The sequence below is a fragment of the Bosea sp. PAMC 26642 genome, from assembly GCF_001562255.1.
Classification (GTDB): domain Bacteria; phylum Pseudomonadota; class Alphaproteobacteria; order Rhizobiales; family Beijerinckiaceae; genus Allobosea.
In genome coordinates this window covers 623914-637701 of record NZ_CP014301.1, presented here as the reverse complement: position 1 = coordinate 637701, position 13788 = coordinate 623914, and the positions used below count along the sequence as shown (strand labels likewise).

Sequence of the window (13788 nt, the reverse complement as noted above, 5' to 3'; positions counted from 1 at the left end):
CCTCATGGCCCGCAAGTCTTCTTCCGTCGGCAAGCCGTCCCCTGTCGGCAAGGACTCGCTCGCCGACCAGACCGCCTCGCTGGAGGCGATGTTCGACGAGAGCCGCAAGACGGATTCGCGGGTCATCTCGGTGCGCGGCGCGCGCGAGCATAATCTCAAGAATATCGATCTCGCGATTCCGCGCGACAAGCTCGTCGTGTTCACCGGGTTGTCGGGCTCGGGCAAATCGTCGCTGGCGTTCGACACGATCTATGCCGAGGGGCAGCGGCGCTATGTCGAGTCGCTCTCGGCCTATGCCCGCCAGTTCCTGGAGATGATGTCGAAGCCCGATGTCGACCAGATCGACGGGCTCTCCCCGGCGATCTCGATCGAGCAGAAGACGACGTCGAAGAACCCGCGCTCGACGGTCGGCACCGTCACCGAGATCCACGACTATATGCGCCTGCTCTGGGCGCGCACCGGCATCCCCTATTCGCCCGCGACCGGCCTGCCGATCGAGAGCCAGACCGTGTCGCAGATGGTCGACCGGCTGACCGAACTACCGGAGAAGACGCGCGGCTATCTGCTGGCGCCCGTCGTGCGCGGCCGCAAGGGCGAGTTCCGCAAGGAGATGGCCGAGTGGCTGAAGCGCGGCTTCCAGCGCGTCAAGGTCAATGGCGAGTTCTTCGAGATCTCCGACGCGCCGACGCTCGACAAGAAGTTCAAGCACGACATCGACGTGGTGGTGGACCGGATCGTGATCCGGCCGGACCTCGGCGCGCGGCTGGCGGATTCGCTGGAGCAGGCGCTGGAACTCGCCGACGGCATCGCCGTGTTCGAATATGCCGACGAGAAGCTTGAGAACGGCGAGGCCCGCCGCATCACCTTCTCGGCCAAGTTCGCCTGCCCGGTCTCGGGCTTCACCATCGCCGAGATCGAGCCCCGGCTGTTCTCCTTCAACAACCCGTTCGGCGCCTGCCCGGCCTGCGACGGTCTCGGCCACGAGATGCGGATCGACCCCGACATGATCGTGCCGGATTCCGCCCTGACGCTGAAGAACGGGGCGATCGCGCCCTGGGCCAAGTCGACCTCGCCCTATTACGGCCAGACGCTGGAGGCGCTCTCCAAGCATTTCGGCTTCTCGATGACGAAGCCCTGGAGCGAGCTTCCCGAGAGCGCCAGGAACGCGATCCTGTTCGGCACGGGCAACGAGTCCGTCCGCATGGCCTATAATGACGGCCTGCGCGCCTATGAGGTGAAGAAGCCCTTCGAGGGCGTGATCACCAATATGGAGCGGCGCTGGAAGGAGACCGAGAGCGACTGGGCCCGCGAGGAGATCGGCCGCTTCATGTCGGAGACGCCGTGCAAGGCCTGCAACGGCTTTCGCCTGAAGCCCGAGGCGCTGGCCGTGAAGATCGACATGCGCCATATCGGCGAGGTCTCGCAGCTTTCGGTCAAGGATGCGCTGGCCTGGGTCTCCGCTTTGCCCTCGCGGCTGACGCAGAAGCAGAACGAGATCGCCCCGCGCATCCTCAAGGAGATCCGCGACCGGCTGACCTTCCTGCTCGATGTCGGCCTCGAATACCTGACGCTTGCGCGCGCCTCGGGCACGCTGTCGGGCGGCGAGAGCCAGCGCATCCGGCTCGCCTCGCAGATCGGCTCCGGCCTCACCGGCGTGCTCTATGTGCTGGACGAGCCCTCGATCGGCCTGCACCAGCGCGACAATGAGCGGCTGCTCGGCACGCTCCGGCGGCTGCGCGATCTCGGCAACACCGTGATCGTCGTCGAGCATGACGAGGATGCGATCCTGACCGCCGACTATGTCGTTGATGTCGGCCCCGGCGCCGGCATCCATGGCGGCCGCATCGTCGCCAAGGGCACGCCGCAGCAGATTCTGGACAATCCCGACTCGCTGACCGGCAAATACCTCACCGGCGAGATGTCGGTCGCGGTGCCGGTCCGGCGGCGCAAGGCGCAGAAGGGGCGCAGCCTCAAGATCGTCGGCGCGCGCGGCAACAACCTCAAGGACGTCTCGGTCGAGATCCCGCTCGGGCTCTTCACCTGCATCACCGGCGTCTCGGGCGGCGGCAAGTCGACGCTCATCATCGACACGCTCTACAAGGCGGTGGCGCGCAAGCTCAACGGCGCGATCGACCATCCGGCGCCGCATGACCGGATCGAGGGCATCGAGCATCTCGACAAGGTCATCGACATCGATCAGTCGCCGATCGGCCGCACGCCGCGCTCCAACCCCGCGACCTATACCGGCGCCTTCACGCCGATCCGCGAATGGTTCGCCGGCCTGCCCGAGGCGAAGGCGCGCGGCTACCAGCCCGGCCGCTTCTCCTTCAACGTCAAGGGCGGGCGCTGCGAGGCCTGCCAGGGCGACGGCGTCATCAAGATCGAGATGCACTTTTTGCCGGACGTCTACGTCACCTGCGACGTCTGCAAGGGCAAGCGCTACGACCGCGAAACCCTCGAGGTCAAATACCGCGAAAAATCGATCGCCGACGTGCTCGACATGTCGGTCGAGGAGGCCAAGGGCCTGTTCAAGGCGGTGCCCTCGATCCGCGAGAAGATGGAGACGCTGCAGCGCGTCGGGCTCGACTACGTCAAGGTCGGCCAGCAGGCGACGACCCTGTCGGGCGGCGAGGCCCAGCGCGTCAAGCTTTCCAAGGAGCTCTCCAAGCGCGCCACCGGCCGCACGCTCTACATCCTGGACGAGCCGACCACCGGCCTGCATTTCCACGACGTGGCCAAGCTGATGGAGGTGCTGCACGAGCTTGTCGAGCAGGGCAATTCGGTCGTGGTGATCGAGCACAACCTCGAAGTGGTGAAGACCGCCGACTGGGTGATCGACATGGGCCCCGAAGGCGGCGACGGCGGCGGCGAGGTCGTGGCGCAGGGCACGCCGGAGGAGATCGTGAAGGCCGGCAAGGGGCATACCGCGCGGTTCCTGCGCGAGGTGCTGGCAAGGAGGCCGATCAAGGGGGCGAGGCAGGCTGCGGAGTAGCTTGTACCAACATGATAGATTTAACATCAGGCCGAAACAGGGTGGTCAAATCGAGTTGATCGCCTTCGCCGAATCCCGTTAAGGTTGCATGCCTTCTACCGCTATGTAGATATTGCGCTATAATCAAAAAAACACATGGGGCAGGCAAAGTGCGAAAAATCGAAATAACAGTTGAGAATGATCATATTCAAAGAATTACATCCGCCAAACCTCTCGCGGCAATTTGTGAGTTAATTTGGAATTCGTATGATGCGGATGCGAAAGAGGTCATTGTCGAGCTTGAAGAAGGCAAATTAACGCAACTTGGTTTAGTTCGTATATCTGATAACGGTATAGGTATTCCTGCGGACAAAGTTGAAACGTTCTTCCAATCCTTAGGCGGCTCGTGGAAATCGCGAACGGCAAAGACAAGCGGGGGGCGTATCGTCCACGGGGAAAAAGGGCAAGGAAGATTCAAAGCTTTCGCACTGGGGGAAGAGTCTCGTGGATATCGCAAAATAATGGAGAATCTTTTTCGATTGCAGGAAACAAATCAAATTTAAAAAACTTCGATATTTCCGACACTGTCCCTACCCTGAAAACCGGGTGCACCGTTGAAATTGAGGACGTGGTTCGTGATTTCCAGATTCGTGCTACAGATGGGTTTGCAGACCAAGTAAGAGACGTATTCGCATTACAACTTTATGAAGATCCAAACTTTACGATCATTTACGATGGCGTTGCTATTGACGCCCGAGACGCCATCAAAGATGTAACTTCATGTGAGATCGAAGCGACGCTCGAAGGTGGTCGCCAACTCCGTGCCACGTTGGATATTATTGAGTGGAAGAAGAAAGTTGATCGCACACTAATGCTGTGCGTACCCGGCAGATTCAGCTTCCACTCGATGGCTCCCGGCATACATGCTCGTGGCTTTGAATTCACTTCTTATTTGACAGCCGAGTATTTCCAGGAGCTCGCTGATCAGAATACAGAAGGGCTGGTTGAGCTCGACCCTACTTCAACAGCTCTTATTGAAGCTGCAAAGACCAAACTCAGAGAGCATTTTCGCGGGCGCGAATCCGAGCGTTCGCGCAATAAGATCGAAGAATGGAAACAAGCCAAGATATATCCCTATATCGGAGTCGCTCATGACGCAATTGAGATTAATGAGCGCCAGATTTTTGATGTTGTTGCTCTTAATCTAGCAGATTACAGCGCCGATTTTGAGAAAGCCCCCATTAAACAACAGGAACTTGTGCTACAGCTTGTTAAAGCAGCGGTTGAATCTGGAGCAGACGTACTTGCGTCAATTCTTGAGAAAGTTATTGGGCTTCCAAAAACTAAACAAGAAGAGCTTGCCGACCTTCTACGTAAAACGCCCTTGACTGCGGTTATCAGCGCAGCCAAAGCCGTAACCGACCGGCTAGAATTCCTGCGCGCACTGCAGATTTTGGTCTTTGAACCAACGTCAAAGCGCCAGCTCCTTGAGCGGTCACAACTTCACCGTATCATGGCGCGGGAAACATGGATTTTCGGCGAGCAGTTCAATTTAATGAACGACGACGAAGATTTAACTGCTGTCCTAAGGAGTCACCTTCAGCTTCTCGGCGATGACCGCGCCGAAATGGCAGTTTCTGATCCTGTTGTCGACGCCAACGGCAAAGCAGCGATCGTTGATCTGATGCTTTCTTGTAGAATGCCGACACCGAGAGACGATGAACGCCGGCATCTAGTGGTAGAATTGAAGCGTCCAAATCAACCCATCAACGAAGATGTAATAAGTCAGGTCAAAAAATACGCCAAAGCTGTCGCACTTGATGATCGATTTAAACGCTCCGATGTAGAATGGGATTTTGTAGCCATTTCAAATCGTTTTACTACCGATGCCGAACTCGAAGCGCGGCAGTCCGGAAAACCGCGCGGACTCGTACTAGAACTTGCAGACCCGATCAAGATGAGGGTTTGGGCTAAGACGTGGGGAGAGATAATACAAGAAGCGGAAGGGCGTCTCACCTTTTACAAACGTCGACTTGAGTATCAAGCCAATGATAAAGAGGCCTTACGCTATCTCAGGACGATCAACCCGGACTATCTAAGCGATGAAGTTAAGAAGCGGATTTTAGCTCTTGATGTCGAAGAAAATGAACACGACGGATAAATTGAAACTATAACAGAGGCGAGACGGAGCCGTCGCGCCTTTCGTGGCGACGGCAGGCCCTCATCCGGCCCTCCGGGGGCACTGGGAACCCCTCTCCCGGTTGGGTGAGGGACTGCCGCTGATCGCCTGAGTGCAACGGAGCCGTGGCGCCTTCTTGCTGCAACGGCAGGCCCTCATCCGGCCCTCCGGGCCACCTTCTCCCATCCGGGAGAAGGGAAGAGGCGGCGGCGCTTCCCACCGAAAATAATCCCCGCCCCTTCCCGCTCGCCCTATCCTGACCTCGCCCATCACCCAAACGGGGCGGCCGTCCGGAGGTATGCTGGAGGTTGGGTGAGGGTCGGCGCCTGCGGCTGGTCTTACACGCCAGACTCGGGAGGCTTCGGGGCACCGCCCTGGGGACACTACGGTCCCTGTGCGAGGAGCTCGCTATAAGGATGACGGGAGGACGAACTGCCGGCAAAGGTCGCGACGAGCCTCAGGCGAACTGGCACCCGAGCCTGCAGATCGAAACCCCTGAATCCCGATAAGCGCGGCCCGAGGTCCGAAATCGCCGGAGGCGGAGCGCCACGGGGCGTGCGGAGGGTGGCTCAATCCCTCCGCGCCGCGACCTGGCTCAATGGTTGCGGACCACTACCCCCGCGCCTCGCGGCGCTCCGCCAGCCCCTGATCATCGCCGACGCTGCGCGCGTTTTGCGCAGCGCTGCTTCCGCACGCCCTTCTCCCGACCGGAGCCCGCCATGCCCCATCGCCAAGGCGACTTTGCCGACATCCCGCCCATCACCGATTTCGAAAGTTGCCAGAAGGTGCGGCCGCTGCTGCTGCATCGCGTCGGCGATATCCTCGGCGTATGGCGCTACTGCGCAGACAAGCCCTGCCGCCGCCGCAAGAGCTGCCGGCGCAGCGACTGGGCCTGCCTGACCGCCTTCATGGACGCACTGCCGGACGAGGACCGGCGGCTCTTTCGGTATTCGATCGAAAACCGCCGCAACGGGCTTGCGCCCGACGAGGCGTTCGCACAGGCCCAGGCTCGGATTGCGGCCGAGGCGGCGCTGCCGGAGCTTTGAGGCCGGCCGGCGCTGGCGGCCGGCTGGCGCAAGGCCTTGCCGTCATTGCGAGGAGCAAAGCGACGAAGCAGTCCAGAAGCTCGACTCCCACTGGATTGCTTCGCTTCGCTCGCAATGACGATTCCGGGCGGCGCGGCGGCGCGCGAGATGATGGCCGAGACCGGCGTTATGGCGCCGGCGAGACCGGCGGCCACCCGCGTTGTCATTCCGGGGCGGCGCGCAGCGGCGAACCCGGAACCCACGACCGGGCGAGCCGGTGTTCGTGCCTCCTGCCGTTTGACGCCAGGTCGGGACGTTTCGCCCGGTCGTGGGTTCCGGGTTCACGCCTGCGGCGTGCCCCGGAATGACGGATGGTGGCAGGCGCGGACGGTGATGAGCGTCGTGCGGTCCTTGGGCGAGGCCGGGCAGCCAGGATCGATGGCGATCGGGAGGGCCTTAATCGCTCGTTAAGATCAAAGCAGGGTTTTCCGGCTAAAGCCGCATTCGGGCCCACATCTTGCTTCAACGACACCGCGCCAGGCTCGAACGGAGATCACGATGCCCATGGGGATGCCACGCCGACGCGAGCGGCCTTCCTGTGCGATCGTTCGCTCGTGAGCCCCGGAATGCCGCCATGCGCGCGCGCCGATAGCCGGCGCGCCCAACAGTCCTTATGGGACAGAGCCCGCCCCGAAGCTGCGTGCGCCCCGGGCACGCGCCGACGCCTCTCCTTGCGAAACGATGCCGATGCTTGATCTTGTCCGCGTCCTGTCCCGCTGGGTCTTCTGGATCCTGCTGGCGCTGATCGTCTTCGCGACCCTGTCCTCGATCGAGAACCGTCCGCATGTCCCCTATCTCGGCGCGAATGCGGACCGGTTCGCGGGGTTCTTCGCGCTGACCGCCGCCTGCGGCCTGGCCTATCCGCGCCGGCTGGGCTGGCTTGCGCTCGGACTGATCGTGATGGCGCTCGGGCTCGAATTCGGGCAGACGCTGGTCTCGAGCCGCCATGGCCGGGCGATGGATGCGATGGTCAAGATCGCGGGCGTGGTCATCGCCCTGATCATCGTCACCGCCGGCAACAAGATCGAGGAAAAGTGGCTGCGGACGCCGCGTTTGGGATAGCTCGGGCCCGGCTTCGGCGATGGCCGGAACGACCAACGCTTTGGCCTCAGCGCGCCAGCGAGTGGTATTGCCCGTCGCGATAGACGAGCGGCAGCGGCCGTGACGTATTGTCGATGATCCGGTGGATTTTTCCGACGATGATGTTGTGGTCGCCGGCGCGATGGACGTTGTCGACGCTGCAGAGAAAGCTGCCCACCGTCCGTTCAAGCCAGACATGGTCGCCGTCGCTGCCGAGGTCGAAGGCCGGCGGCTCGGCCTGCCCGCCGGCGAAATAGCGCGACACCAGCTGCTGCTCGTCGCTGAGCAGGTTGACCGAGAACAGGCCCTTTTCGAGGATGCTCGCGGCGCTCGCGCTCTGGGCCCGGGCGCAAAAGAGGATCAGCGGCGGATCGAGACTGACCGATACGACGGAGTTCACGGTCATGCCGACCAAAGCATGGGGCGCCCCGGAGAGAATGACGGACACGCTCCCGGCGACCCGTCGCATGACGGCGCGATACTGATCGCTGCTCACGCCCGGATCGTCGCCGCCCGCGGCGCGCTGTCTCACTGTCGCGTCCACCTCAGGCAAGTCGCACGGGCCCTGCTTGTCGCATCCGGCAAAACTCCGGCAGGCTGGCCAGGCGCATCCCGGCTCGCCCGACACAGCTGTGGGTCCGGCCGGCCAAAAGCAAGGTGCGTTTCTGCGACACCGGAATGACCAGGGCGCGCGCCGGCTGAAGCAAGCCGGCCGGCGGACGGTCGGTCACGCCGCGCTCAGTAGACGTCCTTGGGATTCAACACCGAGATGAAGGTCCGGAAAATGATCGTGATTTCGAGCCAGAGGCTCCAGTTGTCGATGTACCAGAGATCGTAATGCAGCCGCGTCATCATGCTCTCGAGCGTCGGCGTCTCGCCGCGGCTGCCATTGACCTGGGCCCAGCCGGTCAGACCCGGCTTCAGGAAGCGCCGCATGGCATAGCGCAGGATGAGTTCTTCGTACTGGTCGTCATGGGCGACGGCGTGGGGCCTGGGACCGACGATCGACATCTCGCCGCGGAGAACGTTCAGCAGCTGCGGCAATTCGTCGATGCTGCGTTCCCGGATGATGCGGCCGACCTTGGTGACGCGGGCGTCGCCCCGGCGGGCCTGCTGGACATGGGCGCCGTCCTCCATGACGGACATGCTGCGAAATTTCAGGATGCGGAAGCGCTTGCCGTTCACGCCGTAGCGCAGCTGGCGGAACAGGATCGGACCAGGGGTATCGATCTTGATCGCGATCGCCGTGATCAGCATCGACGGGGACAGGACGATCAGGGCCGTCAATGCGACGGTGATATCCAGCGTCCGCTTGATCACCCGCTCGGAGAAGCTCAACGGGTGCCGCTGCACCTGGAACGCAAATGTCCGCCCGAGCCGCTGCGCCGGCCTGAGGATCAGTTCCGCGGTGGTGGCATCGACCGCGAAACGCACCGGCAGAGGGAGTGCGCGCAGCCCCTCCACGATCTGACCGACGAGGGCCAGCCTGTTCAACGACATCGACACGACGATCTCGTCGACATGGAAATTGCGTGCGACGGCAGCGGCCTGCTTGACGAGGCTCTGGAGGCCGTCCTCGTCGATCGCCGTACCGGCCACCGTGAGCGTACTGACGGGGGTATGCCCATAGCGCTGCAATTCGGCGATGCAGGCCAGAGCCGACGGCGCGCCTTCCTCGCAGATGGCCAGAATGCGCCGCCTGACGAACAGGCCCTGCTCCAGCGCCGCGCGAAGCGCATACTGCCAAGCGAAACGCCCCGTTGCCAAGGCAGTGAAGCCGACAAGAAAAAAAGCCGCGGCGGACCCGCGCGAGTAAACGTCAGCGAGCTTCAGGGAGAACGCTACGGCAGTCAGAAAAAAGAACGTTATCGTCCATAGTCCGACGATATGTCTGATTTGCCTGTTGGCATTGATCAGTTCTTGCGACTGATACAATCCACGAGCGTGCGTGACCAGAACGAATATCAGCGCCGTGATGAAACCAATGCCAGCGTATTGGAACAAATCATCATATTTATCGAACACGACAATATGATACACAGTCCCGGTGACAATGCTGGCCAGAACGATAATGACAAAATCAACCACGAACGCGACAGGATGCACGTACTCGTATTGCAGCCGGAGACGGTCTTTTCTTGCCTGCACTGTCTGGGGCGACACTTCATTTGAGTTAAAAGCGGTCATCGTCGCCTCGTTCGCTGCGAAGATGTTACCACATCGTTAAATCTTGGAGCAACAAGCCAATTCTCAGTCCGCAACAAATACTAAGAGCCTACGGCATGCGCCGTTCCGTCTTTCCACCCGGGCGTCTCGGCCAGCACCCCAAAAAGCTTCCCGTTTCCTGAAAAAGACCCCTGCTCTTCGATGCAAGGCCACAAAACCCGCGAATCAACAACGGTTTTCGACATACGCCGAAATCGCCGGATTGACGACCACGGACATCGATATCGCCGCGACCGTTGCATCGACGCATCACCGTATCCGCCTTCCAAGGCTGCCTGGTTGGCCGCACCAGACCGAATCACCTGTGAGCGGCCTGTCAGCTCTCTTGTGCGACGCATCAAATATGCGTCTTGTGCGACGCACTCGTGCGACGGCACCGCCGTTTCACCGACAGGGATTCGACGGCGGAATCGCGGGCGGAACAATGTGTGTAAGCCAGCTGTTACCGCCTTCGCTTTCCGATCGCGGGCTCGGACGCCCCTGTCCGTCACGCGGCCGCCGCAAGTGCTTGGCACTGTCGGCGAATCCTGTCAGGAAGCGATTCGCCGGATCTGACGCAAGTGCCGGCGATAGTGATTGACGATACTGTTTGGACTTCACTGCAGATGGTCGATATTTCCGTCTTCGGATCGAATTAAAATATCGCCACCTCAAGTAAGTCAGCCGAGCTCTCATACGATTTCATGCAGAACCACTCGAAAAACCTGCTGCCGGAACTGGTTCCCTACACGGAATCCGACGGCACACGCCTTGCGATCATCAAGCATCTTGATGTGACAAGGACACCTGCCATGAAATTGCTGAACACAAATGTTTCGGAATGGGACGCCCGGAAGCTCCGGCTGGCCGCGATCGTGTCATCGGTGATCACCCTCGGGTGGTGGATCGGGCTGACCCTTGTGGCAGAGCGGCCGATCTGGTTCTGGTAAGCCGGATCGCGCTGGTCACGATCCGCATGGCGTGCTGAAGGTGCTGCGCTGCAGCAATCAGCGGGCTTGACGATCGCTTTTCCGGCTTCTCAGCGACGAGCGGCCAGGCTCACTGCACGGCCTTCGGCAACCACAGAGCGAGCTGCGGAAACCACATCAGCAGGATGACTGCGAAGATATAAACGAGCACGAAGGGCATGACGCCGGCAAACACGTCGGTGATTGGCCCACCGTCGCGGCGCATCCCCTGCAGGACGTAGAGAACGGTGCCGTCGGGTGGCGAGACCAGCGCGATCTCGACCAGCATCGTCACGATGACGCCGAACCAGACGGCGTCGTAGCCAAGTGCGATCACGACCGGAAAGATCACCGGGATCGTGGTCACGACCATGGAGAAACCTTCCATGAACGTGCCGAGCGCCAAGTAAAAGCCGATGATCAGAAGCATGATCGCCCAGGGCGGCAGCGGCATTTCGCTGACAAGCTTCGCAAGAGCTTGCGGAACGCCGAGTCCGACGAAGACATAGTTCAGCACATAGGCGCCAAACAGGATAAGGCCGATCAGCGCGGTGTTGCGCGCCGTCGCTTCGGCCGAGGCGTTGAGCATCCTGAAACTGAGGCGGCCTTCGATGGCCGCGAAGACCATGGCGCCGATCACGCCGAGTGCGGCGGATTCCGTCGCGGTCGCAAGCCCGCCATAGATCGTGCCGAGCACAATCAGGATCAGGATCGCCGTCGGCATCAGGTCGACGAGGCTGCGCAGCTTCTCGCGCAGCGGGAGACGCGGGGCGTCTTTGTCGATGATCGGGGCGGCGCCGCGGGCCTTCCAGAGGATGACGAGCACGAAGAGCAGGACGACGAGGATGCTCGGCCCGACAGCCGCCAGATAGAGAGCGCCGACGGAGGTCTCGGTGATCAGCCCATAGATGATGAAAGTGATGCCGGGCGGGATCAGGTTGCCGAGCGCTCCACCCGCCGCCAACGAGCCCAGCACCATCTTGGGATCGTAGCGCGAGCCCTTGAAGAAGGGCAACGCGACCGAGCCCATGGTCGCGGCGGTCGCGACCGAGGAGCCAGAGATGGCCGAGAAGACGCCGGACGCCGCGATGTTGGTGTGGAGCAGCCCGCCCGGCAGCCGGTCGAGCCAGACATTGAGCGAGCGGTAGAGCCGTTCCGACAGTCCCGAGCGCAGCAGGATCTCGCCCATCAGCAGGAAGAGCGGCACGGCCACGAGCACGAAGCTCGACGACGGGTTCCAGACGGTCTGGCCGATGAAGGTCCAGAACGGCCGGTCGGAAAAGGCAAAGCCGATGATCAGCCCGAGCACGCCGAGCGCCGCCCCCACATAGATGCCGGCGCCGAAGAAGACGAGGAAGAGCCCGACCAGCAGCAGGACCTCGCCGATCAGGTTGGTGTCCGGGCCGATGCCCATGAAGCTCATGCCGACCATCAGGCCGACGAGCGTGAGCAGGAAGACGATCGCGATCATCGGGCGGCTTTCGTGGTCTCGATTGCGCCGACGGCCTCCAGGGCTTCAGCGACCTCCTCGTCATAGCCGCGCGAATGCAGCAGCGCCTCGGCCTCGGCGCCGCGACCGGCGACGACCAGAAGCGTGCTTTCGACGAGCATCAGCAGGATCAGGACGAGGAAGACGAGGATGCCGAAGGCCCAAAGACCCTGGGGTATCCAGAGCGGGGTTCGCAGTACGCTGATGTCGGTGGCGTTGAAGAGCAGGGATTCGTCGACGAGTTCCCAGGCGCCCTTGGCAAGGAAACCCATGAATACCGCCAGCGCCGCAAGGCTGAGCAGATGCATCGGATAGCGGACCTTAGCCGGCAGATAGTTGATCAGCACGTCGATGCGGACATGGGCGCGGCTGGTCAGCGTATGCGCCAGCGCCCAGGAAATGCCGAAGGCGAGCGCGTAGCCGGTCAGTTCCGTCGTCGCCTGTGAGGAAAAGCCCAGGAAGCGCCGCGCCAGCACGTCGAAGGTGATGAAGGCGGCGCAGAGGATGAAGCCCCAGCCGGCCGCATAGCCCATATAAGTGCCGAGCCTGGCGATGATCCTTCGACAGAAGGACGCCGCGACGATCGATCGGGAGAGCATCGCGGCTGTCTTTCTTACTTGGCTTCGTAGCGGATGCCGGTGATCGGAGCGACGAGCCGGTTGTAGGTTTCGCCGCAACGCTCGCCGCAGCGCTTGACCCAGGCCGGCAAGACCGCCGTGCTCAGGCTGGTGCGCAAGGTCGCGATGTCGGCATCGGTCGGCCGCGTCACCGTCATCGGCTTGTTCTCGACGACATGGCCGATCTTGCAGCCTTCCTTACGGCCGGCATTGCAGGCGATACCGTCCTCGGTCGCCTCCAGGCCGAGCGCCCATTGCTGGTCCTCGACCTGCTTGAAGGTGGCCTGCAGGAAGTCGCGGACGGCGGGATCGAGCTTGTTCCACCAGGCGAGGTTGGCGACATAGGCCGAATTGCCCCAGGACACGGGCAGCGCATACATATGCTTGGTCACCTCGTACCAGCGCGCGCCGTTTCCGGTCGCGGTGCCGGTGATGGCGCAATCGACGACGCCGCGCTCCAGCGCGCCATAGACCTCCGGGAAGCCGATCGCGGTCGGCTGCGCGCCGATGGACTGGACGAAGTCGTTGGAGGAACCGCCGGCGGTTCGGATGCGGCGGCCCTTGAGATCGGCGAGGCTCGTCACCGCATCGCGGCAGAAAAAGACCTGCGCCGGATAAGGGAAGGTCGCGATGATGCGCACGCCGAAGCGCTCAAGCTCCTTGTTCACGTCGGGCAGCACCGCGTCGATGACTTTTCGCGACTGGGCATGCGAGGGGTTGAGGCCCGCGAGATCCGACATTTCCAGCATCGGCACGTCGCCGGCGACCGTCGGCAGCGCCGGGGCGCCGATGTCGATCTGGCCGGAGCGGATGACGCGCAGCAGTTCGGGGCCGGTCAGCGCCCGCTCGGGCCAGCTCGCCAGCGTGACCTTGATGCGGCCGCCGCTCTTCTCCGGGATGCCCTCGCGAAGCATCGGGATGTCGACCTTGGTGTATTGCGGGATCGAAGGCGACAGCTGCGTCACCATGGTGATGGCGACGGTCGGGCCCGGGGGCAGCGTTTGCGCCTGGGAGGGTACGGCTTGCGTCCAAGCGGCCGCGACGAGGGCAGCCGCCGCAAGGCGGTGTCGGCGTGTCATGAATTCGTCCTTCCGATGCGCGGCCGTCCGGTCGTGGAGCGGCCGCGCATCATGGATGCAAACGCGATGCCCACAAGCAGGTGTCACGCAATCGAGCGCCGATAGCGCTCGATAT

The 13788-nt window shown here is 62.1% G+C and carries 11 protein-coding genes; 6 read left to right on the top strand and 5 right to left on the bottom strand.

The window, feature by feature from the left end:
• The first annotated feature begins 88 nt into the window (after positions 1-88).
• The 5 genes from uvrA to AXW83_RS03050 all read left to right on the top strand — a co-directional run bounded on the left by uvrA (position 89) and on the right by AXW83_RS03050 (position 7297).
• Positions 89-2992, top strand: coding sequence for an excinuclease ABC subunit UvrA (uvrA, locus tag AXW83_RS03065; protein ID WP_066619721.1), 2904 nt, complete (start codon positions 89-91; stop codon positions 2990-2992).
• Between the two features lie 149 nt (positions 2993-3141).
• Positions 3142-3534, top strand: a complete 393-nt coding sequence (locus AXW83_RS26380; protein WP_168166049.1) for an ATP-binding protein — start codon at positions 3142-3144, stop codon at positions 3532-3534.
• Between the two features lie 65 nt (positions 3535-3599).
• Positions 3600-5132 (top strand): hypothetical protein, encoded by a 1533-nt coding sequence (locus tag AXW83_RS03060; protein WP_066610510.1) that lies wholly within the window; start codon positions 3600-3602, stop codon positions 5130-5132.
• Between the two features lie 737 nt (positions 5133-5869).
• The gene (locus tag AXW83_RS03055; protein WP_066610508.1) at positions 5870-6196 is read left to right on the top strand and encodes a hypothetical protein; all 327 of its coding nucleotides are present in this window, start codon (positions 5870-5872) and stop codon (positions 6194-6196) included.
• A gap of 726 nt (positions 6197-6922) precedes the next feature.
• Positions 6923-7297 (top strand): VanZ family protein, encoded by a 375-nt coding sequence (locus AXW83_RS03050; protein WP_156639746.1) that lies wholly within the window; start codon positions 6923-6925, stop codon positions 7295-7297.
• A gap of 46 nt (positions 7298-7343) precedes the next feature.
• Here AXW83_RS03050 and AXW83_RS03045 read toward each other — a convergent pair whose 3' ends face one another.
• Complete coding sequence (locus AXW83_RS03045; RefSeq protein ID WP_156639744.1) at positions 7344-7943, bottom strand: flavin reductase family protein; 600 nt, start codon at positions 7941-7943, stop codon at positions 7344-7346.
• 110 nt (positions 7944-8053) lie between these two features.
• On the bottom strand, positions 8054-9502 hold the full coding sequence (locus tag AXW83_RS03040; RefSeq protein ID WP_082766911.1) for an undecaprenyl-phosphate glucose phosphotransferase: 1449 nt from the start codon (positions 9500-9502) through the stop codon (positions 8054-8056).
• A gap of 722 nt (positions 9503-10224) precedes the next feature.
• On the opposite strand from AXW83_RS03040, the gene AXW83_RS03035 reads away from it, so the two are divergent.
• Positions 10225-10470, top strand: coding sequence for a hypothetical protein (locus AXW83_RS03035; protein ID WP_066610500.1), 246 nt, complete (start codon positions 10225-10227; stop codon positions 10468-10470).
• 109 nt (positions 10471-10579) lie between these two features.
• Here the strand turns inward: AXW83_RS03035 and AXW83_RS03030 are convergent, their stop codons facing one another.
• The 3 genes from AXW83_RS03030 to AXW83_RS03020 are packed head-to-tail and all read right to left on the bottom strand — an operon-like array spanning position 10580 to position 13673.
• On the bottom strand, positions 10580-11959 hold the full coding sequence (locus AXW83_RS03030) for a TRAP transporter large permease (RefSeq protein WP_066610499.1): 1380 nt from the start codon (positions 11957-11959) through the stop codon (positions 10580-10582).
• Positions 11956-12576: a TRAP transporter small permease subunit gene (locus AXW83_RS03025; protein WP_066610498.1), complete on the bottom strand. Its 621-nt coding sequence runs from the start codon at positions 12574-12576 to the stop codon at positions 11956-11958. Before AXW83_RS03025 ends, AXW83_RS03030 begins: the two co-directional genes overlap by 4 nt.
• Positions 12577-12590: 14 nt before the next feature.
• Entirely contained in the window at positions 12591-13673 is a 1083-nt protein-coding gene (locus AXW83_RS03020) for a TRAP transporter substrate-binding protein (protein ID WP_066610497.1), read from the bottom strand.
• Positions 13674-13788: the final 115 nt, after the last annotated feature.